This window comes from Pseudoalteromonas sp. 1181_04, assembly GCF_052850545.1.
Genome location: NZ_VXCS01000005.1, coordinates 210,779 through 230,657, shown reverse-complemented (window position 1 = coordinate 230,657; position 19,879 = coordinate 210,779). Strand labels below are relative to the sequence as shown.

General features: G+C 40.4%; 14 protein-coding genes. 6 read left to right on the top strand and 8 right to left on the bottom strand.

What is annotated here, in order from left to right; genetic code table 11:
* Window positions 1-176: 176 nt before the first annotated feature.
* Entirely contained in the window at window positions 177-878 is a 702-nt protein-coding gene (gene deoD, locus FW757_RS06010) for a purine-nucleoside phosphorylase (protein WP_145238795.1), read from the bottom strand.
* Window positions 878-2,110: a phosphopentomutase gene (locus FW757_RS06005; protein ID WP_182739357.1), complete on the bottom strand. Its 1,233-nt coding sequence runs from the start codon at window positions 2,108-2,110 to the stop codon at window positions 878-880. The genes deoD and FW757_RS06005 overlap by 1 nt, the downstream gene beginning before the upstream one ends.
* Before the next feature lie 191 nt (window positions 2,111-2,301).
* On the opposite strand from FW757_RS06005, the gene udk reads away from it, so the two are divergent.
* The 3 genes from udk (at window position 2,302) to FW757_RS05990 (ending at window position 5,215) form a co-directional block, all read left to right on the top strand.
* Window positions 2,302-2,931, top strand: coding sequence for a uridine kinase (gene udk, locus FW757_RS06000; RefSeq protein WP_149980367.1), 630 nt, complete (start codon window positions 2,302-2,304; stop codon window positions 2,929-2,931).
* Between the two features lie 18 nt (window positions 2,932-2,949).
* The gene (locus tag FW757_RS05995) at window positions 2,950-4,302 is read left to right on the top strand and encodes a NupC/NupG family nucleoside CNT transporter (protein ID WP_182717345.1); all 1,353 of its coding nucleotides are present in this window, start codon (window positions 2,950-2,952) and stop codon (window positions 4,300-4,302) included.
* Between the two features lie 193 nt (window positions 4,303-4,495).
* Window positions 4,496-5,215 carry a substrate-binding periplasmic protein gene (locus FW757_RS05990; RefSeq protein WP_182739355.1) on the top strand — a complete coding sequence of 240 codons (720 nt, stop codon included), beginning with the start codon at window positions 4,496-4,498 and terminating at the stop codon, window positions 5,213-5,215.
* A gap of 4 nt (window positions 5,216-5,219) precedes the next feature.
* Here the strand turns inward: FW757_RS05990 and FW757_RS05985 are convergent, their stop codons facing one another.
* From FW757_RS05985 to FW757_RS05975, 3 genes are all read right to left on the bottom strand, one after another.
* The gene (locus tag FW757_RS05985; RefSeq protein ID WP_446440985.1) at window positions 5,220-5,942 is read right to left on the bottom strand and encodes a substrate-binding periplasmic protein; all 723 of its coding nucleotides are present in this window, start codon (window positions 5,940-5,942) and stop codon (window positions 5,220-5,222) included.
* A gap of 145 nt (window positions 5,943-6,087) precedes the next feature.
* Window positions 6,088-6,297 (bottom strand): cold-shock protein, encoded by a 210-nt coding sequence (locus tag FW757_RS05980; RefSeq protein WP_058559473.1) that lies wholly within the window; start codon window positions 6,295-6,297, stop codon window positions 6,088-6,090.
* 365 nt (window positions 6,298-6,662) lie between these two features.
* On the bottom strand, window positions 6,663-10,670 hold the full coding sequence (locus FW757_RS05975; protein ID WP_182739354.1) for a rhombosortase-dependent M36 family metallopeptidase: 4,008 nt from the start codon (window positions 10,668-10,670) through the stop codon (window positions 6,663-6,665).
* A 122-nt stretch (window positions 10,671-10,792) separates the two neighbouring features.
* On the opposite strand from FW757_RS05975, the gene FW757_RS05970 reads away from it, so the two are divergent.
* Window positions 10,793-11,293 carry a hypothetical protein gene (locus FW757_RS05970; RefSeq protein ID WP_182717342.1) on the top strand — a complete coding sequence of 167 codons (501 nt, stop codon included), beginning with the start codon at window positions 10,793-10,795 and terminating at the stop codon, window positions 11,291-11,293.
* Here FW757_RS05970 and FW757_RS05965 read toward each other — a convergent pair whose 3' ends face one another.
* Both FW757_RS05965 and FW757_RS05960 read right to left on the bottom strand, forming a co-directional pair.
* Window positions 11,294-12,007 (bottom strand): M15 family metallopeptidase, encoded by a 714-nt coding sequence (locus FW757_RS05965; protein ID WP_446440984.1) that lies wholly within the window; start codon window positions 12,005-12,007, stop codon window positions 11,294-11,296.
* Window positions 12,008-12,073: 66 nt separating this feature from the next.
* Entirely contained in the window at window positions 12,074-13,762 is a 1,689-nt protein-coding gene (locus FW757_RS05960; protein ID WP_446440983.1) for a sensor domain-containing diguanylate cyclase, read from the bottom strand.
* 740 nt (window positions 13,763-14,502) lie between these two features.
* On the opposite strand from FW757_RS05960, the gene FW757_RS05955 reads away from it, so the two are divergent.
* A complete protein-coding gene (locus FW757_RS05955) occupies window positions 14,503-14,805 on the top strand; it encodes a hypothetical protein (protein ID WP_259398744.1) in 303 nt (100 codons plus the stop codon).
* 13 nt (window positions 14,806-14,818) lie between these two features.
* Here FW757_RS05955 and FW757_RS05950 read toward each other — a convergent pair whose 3' ends face one another.
* Entirely contained in the window at window positions 14,819-17,683 is a 2,865-nt protein-coding gene (locus FW757_RS05950; RefSeq protein WP_446440982.1) for an FAD-binding and (Fe-S)-binding domain-containing protein, read from the bottom strand.
* Window positions 17,684-18,057: 374 nt separating this feature from the next.
* Between FW757_RS05950 and FW757_RS05945 the strand changes: the two genes are divergently transcribed.
* Window positions 18,058-19,875: a glycoside hydrolase family 3 protein gene (locus FW757_RS05945; protein WP_182717339.1), complete on the top strand. Its 1,818-nt coding sequence runs from the start codon at window positions 18,058-18,060 to the stop codon at window positions 19,873-19,875.
* The last annotated feature ends 4 nt before the right edge of the window (window positions 19,876-19,879 follow it).

Genomic DNA, 19,879 nt, shown 5'->3' with positions numbered 1-19,879 from the left:
TCCTTGCTAACTTTACCCTCGCTAACTTTACCCTCGCTAACTTTACCCTCGCTAACTTTTCGCCACAAAAAAAGCCGCTTAGTTTAACTAGGCGGCTTTGGAGGTTAGTCTCACTGTATTTGGGCGTGTCTCCAAACGAGTGAATACGTTACCAAGGAACTTTTTTTTTATTACGCTTAGATTGACTCTAAGGCAATTTTAACCATTTCATTGAAGGTGCTTTGACGCTCTTCACTTGGGGTTGCTTCACCAGTGATCACGTGGTCACTCACGGTAAATAATGCCATGGCTTTTGCGCCATATTCAGCAGCAACGCCGTATAAACCGGCTGTTTCCATATCTACCGCTAACATACCTAGTTTATCAAGTTCTTGATAAAAGCTGTTATCGGCTTGATAAAATGTGTCGGTGGTAAATACGTTACCCACTTTCGCTTTAATACCTAGCTCTTTTGCTGCATTAACGCCGTTTAATAGTAAATCAAAATCAGCAATTGCTGAGAAATCATAACCACGTACACGCGCACGGTTTACATTTGAATCTGTGCTTGCGCCTTGTGCAAAAATAACGTCACGAATTTTAATGTCGCTACCAATACCGCCACAGGTGCCGATACGAATTAGGTTTTTAACGCCGTAGCTGACGATTAATTCGCGTGCATAAATCGACATTGATGGAATGCCCATACCAGAACCCATAATGCTTACTGGTTTACCTTTATAAGTGCCAGTAAAACCATACATGTTACGAACGCCGGTTACTTTTACAGCATCATCAAGAAAATTTTCAGCAATGTATTGCGCACGTAATGGATCACCCGGCATTAATACCGTTTGTGCAAAATCGCCATTATTTGCGTCAATATGTGGAGTACTCATTATTCGTTTCCTTTTACTTTTAGCGCGTTAAGCTTATCAATAAAGCCATCGCCATATTCAAGTGCAGATAAGTTAAACCACTGGGCAAGTGTTTGACCTATGTCTGCAAAACTAGCACGTTCACCAAGCGGGGTATTTTCAAGCCCTACCTGATAAGCAAGTACAGGCACATATTCGCGGGTGTGCTCACTGCCCGGGAATGTTGGATCACAACCGTGATCCGCCGTAATAATTAGTACGTCGTCGGCTTTAAGCTGCTTAAGTATCGTTGGTAAGTAATCGTCCAACTGTTTAAGCGCTTTTGCATACCCAACAGGGTCGCGGCGATGACCAAATTTTTCATCAAAATCAACTAAGTTAGTAAATATCAAACTGTGATCTGGCGCTGATGCCATTACCTCAGTGGTTTTTGCTAACAAGTTTTGTAAGCCTGGGGCTTTGTGTTTTTGGGTGATCCCTTGATGTGCATAGATGTCAGATATCTTCCCTATACTAATCACTTCACCACCGTCATCGGCTAGTTTGTCTAGCAATGTTGGCGCTGGCGGTAACACTGAATAATCTCGACGATTGCCCGTTCTGGCAAAGTCTTGATTATTGGAACCCAAAAATGGCCGCGCAATCACTCGTCCTATGTTCATTTCATCAAGCAGCGCCCGTGTGATTTCGCAGACCTGATAAAGTTTTTCTAGACCGAAAATTTGTTCATGCGCGGCTATTTGAAACACGCTATCAGCTGAGGTGTAACAGATTGGTTTACCTGTTTTTACGTGCTCTTCACCTAGCTGTTCTAAAATAGTAGTACCCGAGGCATGGCAGTTGCCTAAAATCCCTGGGATACCGGTACGAGCAATCAGCTCGTCAATTAACTGTTGTGGAAAACTCGGTTGTGTTTTAGGGAAATATCCCCAATCGAATAACACCGGTACACCGGCCATTTCCCAATGACCTGATGGGGTATCTTTACCGCTAGAAAGCTCTTTAGCGTAACCCCAAGCAGCAATCGGAGTTTGGCGGTCACTAACAAGGCACGGTTCGTTGCCTGCAGCTTCACACGCATCAACTAAACCTAATAACGATAAGTTAGGTAGTGATAGTCGTTCGCCAGTTTCTTCAAAGTATGCTTTAAGCAAATGTGCAAAAGTGTTTGCGCCCACGTCGCCAAACTTGTCAGCGTCTGGTGCTGCACCTATGCCTAGGCTATCTGCCATTAATATAATTGCTCTTGCCATACTCACCTCGATTATCCAATGTAGCTACTTTATATTTTTGTGCTTTTTAACGTACAGGACATAAGTCCTGTTTCATAAAACCTAAACATTATAAATTTCACCCTTTAAAGCGAAGCAAGAGAGATTATTCGTGTCTTTTTTGCTATTGTGATCTACCAACAATGTATCCTTCTGTGTGGATGAGAACTTTAGTGACACGAACAATAATAGCCATTGCTGGCGCTTCTGCGTCTGGCAAATCTCTTTTTAGCCAAACAATTTACAATGAATTGGTGAATGAGCTTGAACCAGGCGCCATCGCCGTGATTGAAGAAGATGCGTACTATAAAGACCAATCGCATCTGCCGTTTGATCATCGTACGCAAACGAATTACGACCATCCTGATGCGTTTGAACATGAGTTAATGTGTAAACATTTAACACAGTTACGTGATGGCGAAGCGGTAGAAGTACCTACCTATGATTATGCACAGCATACTCGCAGTGACAAAACACGCACTGTGATGCCAGCAGAAATTCTCATAGTTGAAGGGATTTTATTGCTTAGTGATAAAGCGCTACGTAAAGAATTTGATATCAAAGTGTTTATTGATACACCGCTTGATATTTGCCTGATGCGCCGTATGCAACGTGATATGGAGCAACGAGGCAGAACATTACAGTCCGTTGTTGAACAATATCAAGCTACAGTGAGACCGATGTTTTATCAGTTTATTGAGCCTTCAAAGCACAATGCTGATTTAGTGGTTACACGTGGTGGTATGAATCGTGTTGCGATTGATATAATTAAAAGTAAAATAAAATATTTACTGCAAAAATAACAACGGGAATAAGCAAAGATGACAACATTTATGAGCTTAGTCGGCATGTGTATGCTGCTAGGCATTGCATTTGCGGCTTCGACAAATCGCAAAGCAATTAGTTTAAGAACTGTCGGTATCGCTTTTGCCCTGCAATTTATAATTGGTGGTTTTGTCCTGTTTTCAGACGCAGGCAAAAATGCATTAGTTGGCATGTCAAAAGCCGTATCATCGGTAATTGGTTTTGCAAATGACGGAATAGCATTTTTATTCGGTCCGCTTGCTAGCCAAGATGCCTTAGGGTTTATTTTTGCCGTACAAGTTTTACCCGTTATTGTGTTTTTCTCTGCATTGGTTGCAGTGCTTTATCACATTGGCATTATGGATTGGATAATAAGAATATTAGGCGGTGGTTTACAAAAGCTATTAAAAACCTCACGCACTGAGTCGCTCTCAGCGACTGCGAACATTTTTGTTGGCCAAACAGAAGCGCCGCTGATTGTAAAACCATTTATAGCAACCATGACTAAGTCAGAGTTGTTTGCTGTTATGGTGGGTGGTTTAGCCACCGTAGCAGGCTCAGTTATGGCCGGTTATGTGATTATTGGTGTAGAGCTTAAGTATTTAATTGCCGCCAGCTTTATGGCAGCGCCAGGTGGTTTTTTAATGGCCAAGATGATTGTGCCAGAGACCGAAACACCTAAAGATACTTTAGCCGACTTAGATGATATTGAAGATAAACCAGTTAATGTGATTGATGCTGCGGCATCAGGGGCAGCAAACGGTATGCATTTAGCACTAAATGTAGGTGCAATGCTATTAGCATTTGTTGCTTTAATAGCTTTATTAAATGGTTTGTTTGGCGGCATTGGAGGTTTATTGGCTAGCATCGGCGGTTGGTCAATTAACTTCAGTCATTTATTATATAAAACTGCTGGTGACTGGGAGGTAATAGATGGAATCGCAAGTTTATTTAACTCCATTGGTGATTCGCTAAATAGCACGGGTGCTTGGATAAGCTCTTTAACGTTACAAATGATTTTAGGTTATATCTTTGCTCCGGTTGCCTGGTTACTTGGCGTACCGTGGAGTGAAGCAGTTATAGCCGGTAGCTTTATTGGTCAAAAAATAGTAGTCAATGAGTTTGTTGCTTATTTAGACTTTATGAATTATCGCGATACGTTAAGTGCGCACACACAAGCGATTGTCACATTCGCGTTATGTGGGTTTGCTAACTTATCATCGATAGCCATTTTACTAGGTGGATTAGGCGGTATGGCGCCTAGTCGGCGAAAGGATATCGCACGCTTAGGGCTCAGAGCAGTGTTAGCAGGATCTATGGCTAACCTTATGAGCGCCGCAATTGCAGGTTTTTTCCTCTCGCTAGCTTAGAAACTTTGAGATGAACCTTAGTTGCAAAACAATAGGATAAGCCTTTAAGGGGTTAAAGACTTATCTTACTTGAACGATACTTCACAAAGGGCCTTTATGGCCCTTTTATCGTTTTTAATTCACTGTTTACTTTCATAATACTTTTCCTAGTTATTGCTATACTCAAAGTTCTATCGTCAAAAAGAGAAAATAAATGCGACTATTTATTAATCTGCTACTTCTTTGTATCAGTGTCCATAGTACTGCAAATCAAAACTTAATGGTTGTGACCGAGTTGTCACCGCCGAATCAAGTTTTGCTGAATAATCAGGTAACTGGTTATAGTACTGAGTTAGTAAATATGATTATTTTAGAGGCTAAGCTCAATGCCCCAATCAACATGTACCCTTGGGCACGTGCTTATAAAATGGCGGTTAATAATAGCAACACCTTAATTTACAGTATGGCACGCACTACGGAGCGCGAGACACTGTTTCATTGGATTGGGCCAGTAGCACAGTTTGAAATGGGCTTTGTAAAACTCTCTGAGCGCAGTGATATTAACTTTGATAATACAGAGCAAGCCAAGCAATATAAAATTGCCGTACAGCGCCATGACCTTGCATCGCAAGTATTAGTAAAACGTGGTTTCGAAGTATTGCTGACCACTGATATTCAAAAGTCATATCAGTTACTACTAGCAAGAAAAGTTGATCTGGTAGTAGACGATGCTAATTATCTAGCTTCAATGAGTGAGCAGCTAGCGATCAATGCTAACGCACTGACGTTCGTACATGCCATAGAAGGACTGGCAGTAGCTGGTTACTTAGCTGCAAATATTAATACTGATGAAGATATTATAAAGGCACTGCAGCAGGCTTTTTTAAAGGTTAAAAATACTGAAAAATACCGTCAATTAATAACGGCTAATTAATTAGCTATTTTACATAACGATGCCGATAAGCATCAAAGTTATCCACCGCTTTGAGTTTTTCTAACTGCTCATTGAAGCGCTCAACTATCTCGATAGGCATCTCTTTATTAAAAACTAAATAATTACCCTGTAATGTATTTACTGGCAGCTCAACAAGTTGGACGACTTCTTTACCACCGTGACCAAATTGCTGTAGTTGGTAATCTAAGGCAAACTCTGAGCCGAGTATTAAATCAATTTTGTTTTTAAAAAATAGGTTCATATACTCATAGTGATGAGCTACTTTTAATAAGTTTTTATCTTGTTGGAAACCAATACTCTCCACTAACCCCTCATAAATATTGCCTCTAACGACACCTAAGGTGTATGCACTAACTTGAGTAATATCAGTTGGATTAATGTGTTTGTTATCACGAAGGCGATAAAAAAATGTACGTGAAGAAACCAACGGGCCAACCCAGTAAAATAAATCTTCTCGCTCAGCACTGCGAGCGGTTGATACTAGCCCTGAGAGCTGATTTTTTTGCACTAAATCGTATGCCCTTGCCCAAGGCAACAGCTCAAATTTGCACTCCACTTGTGAAAGCTCACACAACGTACGCACAATATCTAAATTAATCCCTTGCAGCTGCCCTTTATTCGAAAAATTATAAGGGGGAAACTGTTCAGTAAAAATAGTAATTATTGGCTTTGCAGCGCAAGTAAAAGTGAATCCAAGGCTAAACACTAGGATAAGTAATCGGTAGATAATCTATCTCGTTACAGAATAATAATAATAGATAAAGAATAGGAGGGGGAGCAAGTTACGTCAATTTTCAGACACAAAAAAGCAAGCCTAAGCTTGCTTTTTTTATTCTACCTAAAAGGTAAAATTATACAGCAGTGATGTTCTCTGCTTGTGGACCTTTTTGACCTTGTGAAAGAGTGAACTCTACACGTTGGCCTTCAGCTAAAGTTTTGAAACCTTCGCTTTTGATTGCTGAGAAATGTGCGAAAACGTCTGGGCCATTTTCTTGCTCGATGAAACCAAAACCTTTAGACTCGTTGAACCACTTAACTGTACCTGATACGATGTTAGACATTGTAATATCCTGATATAAAAATAAAATAATTGCTCTAATGAGCGGTGTAGCAAAAAATGAGATGGTACTTTAAAAACTTCAGGACGGTACTACAAGTATTACTTATACAACATCGAAATGGAGATTTATAGCTTTCATGCTTTCTTTCTAGCTGCAGCAAACTATACAGGGTTAATAAGTTATGTCAACCCCTTTATTAATTAATATATAAATACTCAGTCATGAGCCAACCTGTAGTAAATTCAAAACTAAAAAACAGCACGCAGCGGTAACATGCGTTTTTATAATGGCTTGTAAATACGACCAATAAAAAAGCCCTTGCAGCTAACTGCAAGGGCTTTTCTTAATCGTTACTAATATTATGATTAACGCTTACGGCGACGACCAAATATTGCTAATGGAGTAAGTAATAACATCAAGAAGCCTAGACTACCGCTACTTGATTTCGATTTGGGCTTTTCAACCACAGGTTCTGCTTCGTTGCTTACGGCAACCGTTACTTGCTCGGTAACCGATACGGTGCCATCACTGACCGCAACTTCGAACACGACTTCTTCGTCGCTTGTGATTGCGCCTGGAGTAAAGCTAAGTACCGCAGTATCTGCATTAGATAGTGTTGCGGTTGTGCCACTTACTTGTGTCCATGCATAAGTGAGTTCATCTGCATTTCTATCCGTGGCTACAGCATTTAAAGTACTGGTTACTGATTCCTTAATACCTAACTCACCGGTAACTGTTACTATAGGAGCTGCGTTATCACATGCGACTGCATCGCCAGCAATTACTGCTGAGAAGATTGGCGTTGTTACATTGTTAAATGTAAGGTTATCAATCCACCATCCTAAATCACCAACAGCGCCATCTGATGAAAGGCGAAAGCGTAGTTTTGCTCTATTACCATTGAGTTCACTACCAAAATTAATTGTTTCGTAGTTACCGTATACGTTATCCTGATTGATGTTGTTACCTGTAAACGTATCACGCTCTTGGATAGCTTGGGAGTCATTCTCAATTAACGGACCATCGTAACCACGATTAAATGTACCACCCATTTCAGTCACATCAACCCAGCTACCACCATTGACGCTAATTTCAACAACACCACCATCCCACTCGTTTTCAATACGATAAAAATGCCAGAATGACACCTCAAAGTCACCTGCAAAGCCAATATCAAATCCTTTAGTTTCTATCGCTACATCTGATTGGAAATCGTTGTTCTGCAAGAACATCGTTTGCTCACCAAGCTCAAAACCAAAGCTGTTGAAAAAGGCAACATTATCATCAGCTGCCATACTTTGTGTACCTTTAGCTAAATCACCACCGATCATTACATTTTCTTTTAGATCATATAATGATGCTCTCGCTACTTCCATGTTATCCATAGTTTGCGCGCCGACTGGCTGTTTTTCTTTAAAAGCCATGTTGACCGAATAAGTAACTTTTTCAGTGGCAGCTTCAACAATTTCATCGTCAGCAGATAACTCTGGGAATGATACTTCAATTTCTAAGTTTTCAGCTGTACCTGATTCATTTAAGGTAAACTTAAGGGGTGAACTCGTTGCAGTCGAAAATGGCATTGTGTCAGCAAATGTAACTAAACCATCATTTTCAAATGTCACATCATGATCACTGACCACAGTCAGTTGAGCTTGCGTACCAGTAAGCATTTTACTACCAGTATTTGTAATACTCACAGTTAATGTGGCCGTTTCACCTTTATCGACAATACCGTCATTTGAACAAAAGCCTAGCTCTGCACCATTGTAGTTTGCATCAATAGCCACATCTTTGAGGTTAAAGCTAGCCAGTTCCATCTTGTCAGATTCTACAACGCCCGTTAAATCTTCACTGAAACGATCTGGCGCTACAGCACCTAAACCCATGCCGCGTTTAGCAAATGCACCTAAAATCAGCTCATAATCTTTGGTATCAACAGCGTATGCCGCCGCTAATATCGCATCACGTGCTTCAGTATATAAAGGCGCAATTGGTGTTAGTTTATAGCCTGCAACAAGGTAGTTAGCCATGCGATTTTGTGCTTCTTCAAAACCATGTTCATTGATTAATGCTACATAACTTTCCCAAAGCATAGTCGCCCAAATTTCACCCGCAGCATGTGGAGAGGCTACACTTGTTGGTGAAATGCCTACATCTGCACCTGCATTTTCAGTAATGTGACGGAATGAAAGCGGATTAACTTCTTTATTTGTAGAGTATGGTACACGACGAATACCATAGTAGAAGTCTTCAACAAAGGTACCACTGCCGTATGCTTTTTGGAACTTGTCGTTACCTGTGATGTTGATGTCATCAGCTTTAGCAATAAACATCAGGGAGTGGAAATCACCCCAGCCTTCACCCATTGCACGGCCTTGGAAGTTAATTAGACCCGCAGAGTTACCAACTAAACGGTTACTAATATAGTGGCCCCATTCATGAGCAATAATACCGTTATCAAGTGTGCCATCTTTTAACTTGGCATTATTGAACATATTAACAGTAACTGTATTACCAGCACTTATAGAGTCATACATCAGATGACCATCAGCAAAGTTAAGACCCATATTAGGAATTAACACAGCATCATCTTCACCGCCCATAGCCGCAGGCTCATCAGTGTCTGGAACGTTGTTTACAACAATTGCGCCTATTGCTCCAACTTCTTGAGCATGTAAAACTTTTGCTGTGAAGTTGCACGAACCACGATCAATTAGGGCAATTTTTCCAGCTAACTCTGCGCCATTAGTTGCAGGCTCACAGCCATCGAAAACGCTATCTGAATCAGTGTCATTACCATCAACCAAACGTACAACTTCAGCTGTAACATCAGCAAATTGGAATTGCCCAAAGCCCGAGACTTTAGAAGACTCAAGAACTCCAATAGTTGCGTCAGAGGTTACAACCACACCAAAGTCTGTGCCTACTTTTGCGTCTTTACTATTATACAAATACATTTGCATACGTGGACTTGCACCATCAGCTGGTGTTGCCATATTAGCATTATCTAAACCGCTATTATCTTGCGCTTGAGCCTCAATAGGATCCCCTTCAATGCCACCGCGCTCATAGTTAGAGAGCTGAGCTACATTCGAAGTTTCATCAAAACCATGATCATAGAAGAAGTCGTGCAAAAAGTTATTCATGTAGAATAAGTTTACAATTGCCGCTTTGCGATTGTCGTAACTGTTTGCGACTTGATCAACTTGATAGGGGTAATCAAATGTAAAATCTGAGGTTGTTTCAGCAGTGAAGTCACCTTCAGTGAAACCTTGTGGTGCTATAACGTCGGCATATGCAAATACGTTATTACCAGATGTAGTTGTAGCATCATCAGTAAGCCATGGATCCATGGTGCTTAACTTACTGTAATAAGAAAGGCTCACTATCGGTGCATCAAGGATTTCGGTTTCATCTGTTTGATCAGGACCGTCAGCAGGAATAACATCACCATGTGGGCCTTCCCATGGGTAACCATCTGCATCAGCCCAGACACGGTAGTTAAAATCAGCAGCATGCGCTTTCAGGTCTTTTTTGAAATATACTTTGCTGTTTTTTGCACCAATAACATAGCTGAAGTAGTCACTTTCTAAACTGCTCTTATCTGCGACTTCAACTTCAACATAATAAGCTGATTCAAGTTGACCATTAACCTCAAAGAATACTTTTTTAGCGCGCGGCTGGCCAACTACAACTTTATCACCACTTTGATTAGTTACAGTGTATTTAACGTAATCGCCTTGTTCAGTTGATTTTGTAAGGGATACATTAATATCTGCTAGCTTTTTAATCGCTTGTTTAATGCTCTGCTCAGCACCAACAAAATCAGCTAATGGTGCTAATGAACGTTTAGTATTTGCACTTGTGTTAGCAAAATAGCCTGATCCTGCCACCAAGTTATGTTCCTTATCCATGATAAGGTTATATTCACGATTAAAAACTTCAACGCCATGAACTTGTTGTTTATATTTAGCCGTTACAGAACCACTTTTTTGTTTAGATAAATCTGCAAGAACTGCGTTTGACGTCCCTTTTTTACTAGTACTGAAACCGGTTAAAGCATTTAAATAAAAATCTGCAGCGTATGCATTTCTTTGTTCAGGTAAAACAACTGACATATTAGGTTTTGCTTGACCAACGGCTTGCCAAAGAAACGTTGCCTTGCCAAGCTGAGCATCAAAAATTGAATCATGCCCCGATACTGTTCTACGTTCAGCTAATGCACGTTGCTGGGTTATTTGTGGATTAAATTGAACTTGAGAGCTGACGCTTGGCGCATTAAAAAATCGAGTTTGCTCAGTAGCTTGTACTTGAGTCGATGCCAAAATAGCCGTAACCATCGAAGCAACGGCCGTTACTTTAAATTGATACATTAATAATCCCCTGTTGTTATAATTTTAATTTGGTTAACATTCATAACCAAGAACAATGTACACTAATGATGTTAACCAAAGAAAGCCAAATGTAAACAAAGGTAAATGGAGAAATTTAAAAAATGTCAAATAACTTTAAATTACAGCTAGTTATAATTACAATCGCACTAATAAGTGGATGTAAAAAAAATGAAACACTAACTGATAGTACCGAAAACAGCGTCAATACTAGCAATGAAAAAGCTCAAGAAGTAGCTTTAAATACTTCACAAAAACTAAAGAATGTAGAAACAACACTTTTAGTTAGCAATTCAATTAATAATAACGGGGAAAAGATTAGCTATAAAACGGATAAATTACTTAAAGGAACAACTGTCCATAATCACGCGACATCGGAGCAAGGAATTGTCACTGGAGCCGTGTTTATCACCTTGAAAAGCGACGATATTCCGCTAGCACTCAAAAGTACGTACAACACAAAAAAAATTACCAAGCACACCTATCAATTCCTAGTCGATAAAAATACCGACTTGAAATCAACAATAAGTGATTTAAAGCAATATACCGTTATTGATACTATTGAAATCGCAATTAATTATTCACCCATTGAGGAGCAGTTTTAATTACTCGACCACAAAGTCAAAATAGGTATTCGGGTAGGCTTGCGGCTGATAGGTAAAGTGCCACCACTCCATTGCGTAAGGCGAAAATCCAGCGGCCAACATGATATTTTTTAACTTATATCTGTTTGCTTGTTGGTCTTGAGTAATACGCGGATCACCGGTATTTGAGATGGTATCGAACATATCAAACAGTGAGCCCATATTTAGTGCTTTGCCTTGACTATCAGTCAAAGTTAAATCAATTGTTGAACCACGGCTGTGGCCTGATTTAGCTGCGATATAATCACCGAGTAACTGATCTTTTCCTAAATTAGGGTAATACGCTGCTTTGGTTTTTGTGTCAGTTGCGTCGTTAACCCAACGCACAAAGTGGTCAACGGCTCGTTGTGGTCGATAACAATCATAAATTTTAAAATTATAACCTGCTTGCTCCGCCTGAGAATGTGCTTTTACCAGCGCTGCAGCTGCCGTTTTATGCAATAAGCATTTAGGCGCGTTATAACCTTCGATTGGTTTACCAACAAAGTTTTGCCCACTAAAATAGCGAATATCAAATAATGCGGTCGGTATTAACGTTGCAACATCAACAAACTCACTACGATAGCTTTGAGCTGGGTCGGAATATGTAGCGTTAGCGTCATGGGCAATTGCTGCACTGCTTAAAGCATACACTCCAAGCAGTGACATTAGTTTAAAACTGATATTTAACAACATTGTAGTAGCTTATAACATTAAAAACAGGCTATTAATATTGCATAGTTAAAAGCCATTGCCAATAAATTATTCCTGCTCGACAAGTTCAGATTGGATAAACTGAGAATCATCAGATTGGATAAACTGAGAATCAATAATACACCGATTACGACCCGTTTTTTTCGCTTTGTATAAAGTCTGATCCGCTTGTTTGAGTATCTCTTCAACACTCAATTGCATCAGTGGCCAGCCAGAAATACCTATTGATATGTTGATACTTCCTACTGGTTCGATGATTGTTTCTGATACACGCATACGTAATCGTTCCGCAAGTTGATAAGCTGATTTGGCGTTAATATTTGGTAATATAACAATAAACTCTTCTCCCCCCGTACGTGCAACAAAATCATTTTCACGGGTTACATCAACAATAATTGTAGCCAACGATTGCAAAACAATATCACCAATATCATGGCCAAACTCATCATTAACACGCTTAAAAAAATCAATATCGATAGCAAGCACAGTGAAGGGTGTTTGCTGTAAAGTTAATTGATCTAACATGAGCTCCAGGCTACGTCTGTTATGTAAGCCCGTAAGTGGATCTGTTTGTGCTTCATGCTGTAATAGACCAATCTGGTTTTGTAATAAGCCGACTCCTTTTAGCATAGCTAAACGCAGTTCAGAGCTTTCATAATACCAAGACCGCACTTGCTTTAACTGTTGCGAAGTTGACGGGTTATCAAGTGTTTTAGCCGTTTCTGCAAGTTGCCTTAACGGCTTTGAAATTAACCGAGCTAGCACCCAAATAAATATAAAGGTTGCCAACCCTACTGGCAGGGTTCGATATAAAACATTCATCATTAAATCGTCTAATGGCGCAAATGTAGCGTCTAATGGTCGTTGTGTGACAATGCCCCAAGAGGCACTTTTTAATGGTGCATAACCTGCCAGCATGACAATGTTTTGACTATTAATTAACTGCCTAGTGCCGCTTTCACCTCTTAGCACCGCTTCGATCACTGGATTGCCAAAAACTTGTTCACCGATCCGAGCAACATCAGGGTGATAAAGTAAGCGCCTATTCTTATCAATAACATAGATATATGAGCCGTCTTTATGAAAATGTACTTGCAGTAAGTCGTGTAAAATCCCTTTTTGTTTTAGATATAATGTCCCTCCTATGTAGCCAAGGTATTCACCTTGAGAGTTAAATATCGGATGCGAAATAACTATCACGAGGTTCCCTACCGCAGAAATATAAGGCTCACTGATCATTGGCTTTTTATTCGCTAGTGCTTGTTTTGCACCATCACTTTCTAAAAGTTGACCTTTTAGCTTTAGACTCAATGGTGAATGGGCTAATACCACACCATTTTTGTCAACGACAACCGTTGAGTTAAAGCTATCAGTTTGCAACCTAAGTCGCTGCGCCTCTTGCGCAAGAGTGTTTGCATCATTAAATTGGATTGCAAGAATTTTTGCTGAATAAGCGAGTTGCTGCTGAGCAGCCAGTAGAAACCGGTCAGTGGCAGAGACAAGTTTAGCGGCATACGCATTATGGTTTTTTAAGGTTTGCGATTGTAGCTGCTGTTTTTGTACTTGGTAGCTGGAATAAAAGCCATTTAGAAAGGTGATCACAGTCACTGAAATAGCTAAAAATAAGATTAACTTTTTTAAATCAAGATTGATATTAACACGGTCTAGCAAAATACTTACTTCTCTATGCTGGCCTTGTATTTCCTTGGCAATTATACTAACGATAAATGATAGCAAATAGCTCCCATACGATCCAGCTAAAAGCTCGTAAAGTACTTATTTCTGTTGTTCCCAACGGCTAATAATTTATCTCTATGCAATTTTTAGACCGCGCTCAGCTTGGCTCTCGCGACATAAAAATTTTAAATTCAAATACTTGTAATATTATTTGAATTTTCACTACATGCCAGTTGAACTTATGCAACAATTTGTTGCTGAGCTTGCGCTAAGCGATTGCTGTTTCCCCATAGAAAAATCAATTTATCTGTTTGCGCTTTTAACAAAATAAGCGAAGAAAATTTACCTTGCGCAAAATGAATAAATTATTACAATTAAAAGACAAATAACAAATAAAAGAACGTTATGGTTAAACATCACTGCCAGAATATATTATCACAATTACCCAGTCATCGTTTGCTCGCCTTAGATGTACTGCGAGGGTTCACTATCACTGCGATGATTCTAGTCAATAACCCAGGGAATTGGTTATATACCCACTGATTTAATTTTCCCATTTTTTATTTTTAGTGTTGGGATGTCGATCACACTATCGGTTAATGCAATCCAGGCAAAAGGAATTATCAGGAATATTATGCGGATACTATATAAGCACTGAAAAAAACCTTGGCAAACAAGTCAGAATATTTACCCTAGTGGCTATTACAAGCATTGTTTGCGGGTGCTTACTTTCACTTTTAATACCAATAAACAAAGCACTATGGACACCAAGCTATGTAATAATCAGCTCAGGACTAGCGATGTTATGCTATGCACTGTGTAGCTATATTCTCGATATTCGTAAAGTTCGCTTGTGGAGTGCGCCGTTTTTAGTGTTTGGCGCTAACGCTATTTTGTTCTTTATGTTTGCTGGCATCGTAGCGCGTATTTTAATTATGATCCCAGTGGCTGATACAAGTTTAAAAAGTGCTATATTTAATCAAGTATTACAACCGCTATTTGGTAATTATTTAGGCTCTTTTAGCTATTCGTTGCTATTTTTACTCGCCTCTTATCTAGTGATGTATGCGTGCTATAAACGCGGGATTTTTTGCAAAGTATAATGTCTAAGCCTCATCAAGAGGCTGCTTGACTCACTTTATCTAATAAATACAGCACAGATTGGTAGTTAATACCGCTGTGCTGAGTTAAGCCAATTTCACAACTGCGGCTATTAGAAATACCGCTACTGCAATTTTGAGGCACTTGGTTACGCAGCGTTTTTAATGCATTAGCATTTAGCTCTGGCAAGTTAAAGCCCTTATCGCCGGCAAAGCCACAACATTCAATATCAGCCGGAATAATCACTTCGTCACTGCATGCTTTAGCTACGGCAACAAGTTGTTGTTCACTGCCACGGCGTTTGCTACTACAGGTAACATGTAACATAACCGGCTCTGGTTGGGCTGTGATGGTCAGCTTAGGCAATAAATATTGATAAGCAAACTCAGCGCTTTCGAGTACTGTTAAACCGCGCTGTTGCGCTGCATCATTGCTTGTTAATGCACATGGACTGGCGTCAAAAATAATCGGGTAACGACCATTTTCAGACACCTGCTGCGCGATATCGAGTAACTGCTCAGCTTTACTTTTTGCCTGTTCAGGTAAGCCTTTACTGGCAAAGGGCATGCCACAACATAGCTCATTAATTTGCATCGGCAGTAACAGTTCAATTCCCGCTTTAGTCGCGAGGCTATGCATAACTTGCATAATTGAGCGGCGGTCATCCACTTGCTCATCGGCTGCAAACACCCTGCTGGCACAACTGGGAAGATAAACCACTTTATCAGGCTGTTGTGCATGTACTATGCTGTGATTAATTGGCTGCTCCCCCCTTGGCCACGCTGAATAATAAAGTGGGGTGCCAATCAGCTTATTAGTCGGTTTGGTTAAAGTACGCAGTGCCTGTGCACCAATGATGTTTCGCACCATCGCCATACTGGTTAAACCAAAGCGTGCTGTATTTGCTAATACCGCAAAATGTTTGACCGCAAAACTGGCTATGCGCGGCGCCACTTTTGCATTGAGTTGCTTTTTTGCCCTCAGGGATTTTATAAATTCACCGGTGTTAATACCAACGGGGCATTTCATGCCACACAGCCCGGTTGCTGCACAGCTATCAATACCTAAATATTGAAAATCTTTTTCGATACTGCTGAGCTGACGATTAATGTGCTGTTTTTCGCTAATATCACCGGTGTTACTAAGTTGATTAACTAATTCAGTGCGACGTCGCCACAGCGTAATACGTTGGCGCGGCGTTAAGGTGAGTCCTTTTGATGGGCATACGGTTTCGCAAAAACCACACTCAATACATTTGTCGATTATATCGTCGCTGCTAGGCATGGTTTTTAAATGTTGAATATGGCAGTTTTCATCGGTATTGATGATCACTCCTGGGTTTAAAATGTGGTCTTTATCAAACAATTGTTTAATACGTTGCATCACAGCAAAGCCATCAGTGCCCCATTCAGTTGCCACAAACGGCGCCATATTTCGCCCAGTACCATGCTCAGCTTTTAATGAGCCATTAAGTTCAACCGCCACCAGTTGCGACACGTCCCGCATAAATTGCTCATAACGCGCTACTTGCGCTGGTGTATCGAATGCTTGGGTAAATACAAAATGCAAATTACCCGCTAAGGCATGGCCAAAAATAATCGCTTCATCGTAACTGTATTTATCAAATAATTGATGCAGAGCTTTAACACCCTGAGCTAATACATCCAGCTCAAAAGCCACGTCTTCAATGATCACAGTGGTGCCATTTTCGCGCACTGCACCGACTGCCGGGAACGTACCTTTACGAATATTCCATAATGATGCATTGCGCTTAGCATCTGTTGAAAACGCCATAATCGCTAATTGATGGGCGCTAAAATGTGCGACAAGCTGATCCACTTGTTGTTGTAAATTAACTAATTGTGTTGCGTCTTCTGCACGTACTTCGATTAATAATGCTGCACTATCTGCTGGGTAGTTATGAACATCTTTAGGCATGATGTCATGATGCGCGACGCACAGGAGCGAGCGCTTATCCAATAACTCAACCGCCGCTACATCAAGCGTTGCTAGCTGCTTTACTAATTCACAGACTTGGCTTATGTCATCAAAAATAATAAACGCTGAGCTTTTATGAGCATGATCAATCACCGTGTGGTAAGTAATATCAGCAATAAACCCCAGCGTACCTTCAGAGCCAATCATTAAATGCTTAATGATCTCAATCGGATCAGTGTAATCAATTAGCGCGTTTAAACCATAACCCGTGGTATTTTTTAAGCGGTATTTATGAGCGATACGCTGTGCCAACTCAGGATTATTTGTAACCTGCTGGGCAAGCGCAGTGATATCGTTAATAAACGGTTGATGGCTATGTAAAAATTTAGAACGGCTTTGCTCACTGCGTGTATCAAGCACTGTACCGTCAGCGAAGATTAAGGTCATGTCCTTTACTGTATGGTAACTATTTTGTGCCACGCCACAGCACATACCTGATGAATTGTTGGCTGCCATGCCAGCGATTTTACAACTATTGATTGAAGCGGGATCAGGGCCAATTTTACGGCCAAAAGGCGCAAGTACGGCATTGGCACGAGCACCAATAATAGCTGGCTCTAACCGAATGGCAGCGCCGTTATCTTCAATTTGATAACCAGACCAGCAATCACTAAGCAGCACTAATACAGAATCTGTAATTGCTTGGCCTGATAGGCTAGTACCGGCGGCACGAAAAGTAATGGCAACTTTATATGTTGCAGCGGCACTGATGACCTGTTGCGCTTGTTGCTGATCAGCAACCAGTACTATTAATTGCGGCACTAAACGATAAAAGCTGGCATCAGTGCCAAAAGCATAGCGCCTAGGGTAATCTTCAATAAACGCCGAGGCAGGCAGCTTATCACTGAGTTGTTGTTGAAATAGTGTCAGTGCTGTTGCCATTATTTGCCCCTTTGCGTTCTGTTAATTTACTCGCTTGGCGACCCACCAAGCATTATGGAATATATTATTACTTGAAATAAGAGCGAATTACCATTAATAAAAGCTCGTCTAATATTATTTTTTTTCATCTAAATAACTATTAACTCTTAATATTTATGTAATGATCAGGCAAGCATGTGATTCGTCGGTGGTTTTTGCAGTTCTGCAAAAAAAACGTTAATGTGACAAAAATATGTTGTATTTTAATCCAAAATGGCATTACCATCAGGAATAAAATATTCATAAATAAAATAAGCAATTCAGCTTTGGAGCCTACTGTGTTAAATAAGTTTGCCATATCATCAATTCTCTTTGGACTAGGGTGTTTATTACCAATGAAATCGACCTTTGCAGCGACCAATTTAACCCTTGAGCAACAGCTTGGCCAAAAGCTGATGCTCGATTTTCGTTATTATTGTGAGCAAGACAGCGAGAACACACCTGAGCAAAAATGCCGTAATGCAGTCACTGAATTACCTGCAGATTTAGCCAAGGTGATCACTAAACATAATATTGGTGGGGTGATCTTATTTGCTGAAAATATCGATAATATTGCGCAAATTGTTAAATTAAATAATGCTATGCAACAAGCTGCGGCAAAGTCGAGCTTAGGCGCACCATTATTTATTTCAATTGACCAAGAAGGCGGACGTGTTGCACGTATTCCTCGTGATATTGCCACTTCATTTACTGGTAATATGTCGATTGGCGCAAGTTATGCGGTTCACGGCACCAAGTTTGCTACACAATCTGCACAAGTGATTGCTGATGAATTAAAAGCCATTGGTGTGAATGTTAACTATGCACCAACTGTTGATGTAAACATGAACCCTGATAACCCGGTTATTAATGTGCGCTCATACGGTGAAGATCCAACACTTGTGAGTATTTTAGGTGGCGCACAAGTTGCTGGCTTTGAAGGTAATGGCGTAATTACCTCACTGAAACACTTTCCAGGCCATGGTGATACAAACGTTGATAGCCACACTGGCTTGCCAAAAGTAATGCACGATAAAGAAACTATCTGGGAAAAAGATTTACCTCCGTTTCAAACTATTATTAAAAAGCAAAACCCTGGCATGATCATGACTGCGCATATTCAGTACCCAGCACTGGATAGCAGCACATTTGTTAGTAAAGATGGCAAAACCATGATCAAACCTGCGACGATGTCGCATAAAATCATCAGCGAATTATTACGCGATGAAATGGGCTATCAAGGTGTAGTGATCACCGATGCGCTAGATATGGCTGGTATTAGCCACTTTTTCGAACCAATTGAAGCCGTTGTAAATACCTTTGCTGCCGGGGTTGATATTGCTTTGATGCCAATTGAAATTCGTAGTCCAAAAGATTTAGTCGTATTAGATAAACTGATCAGCCGCTTAGTGAGCGAAGTTGAAAAAGGTAATTTACAAGCCGACGAAGTCGCTATCTCTGCTCAACGCATCATCAATTTAAAAAGTAAATTTAAACTGACCACAGAGCTTGACGAATCGTTAGCAATGCAAAAAGCACAACTTATTCTCGGTGATGATAATCATCGCAAAGTCGAAGCAGAGCTGGCTCTTGCCGCCATTACCCAAGTTAAAAATGACCAGCACACTTTACCGATTAAACTGACGACAAATAGTAAAGTACATATCATCATGCCTGATACCCGCAAGTGTTTGGCGCTACAACAGGCAATTACAGAAAATACTCAACAACCACTTGCATTTAGCTGCACCAGTTTACAAGGCTTTGAGCCCACAGCGACGTTAAAAGCAATCAATGAAGCGGATATCATCATTGCAGGCAATGCATCACCAAACCAAAGCGCGGTAGAAATTGGCGGCATGGATGACCTTGCTGATAACCCTGCATTTGCAATTGCAAAATCGGCGCAAGGTCCGGCACTTGAAAAACTGCTTCAGCAAGCGCAACAAGCTGATAAGAAAACCGTTTTTGTTAGTTTACGAGCACCATACGATATTGCCACATTTGGCCAATATGCGGATGCAATTTTAGCAACTTATGCGTATAACATAGATGTAGATAATGATGTTAAAGTAGCAGGGCCAGCTTTTACTGCTCTTGCAAAAGTACTAGTTGGTAAAAAGCCAGCGCAAGGTACTTTGCCTGTTACCGTCAGTGGCATTAACAACAACTAAAAGT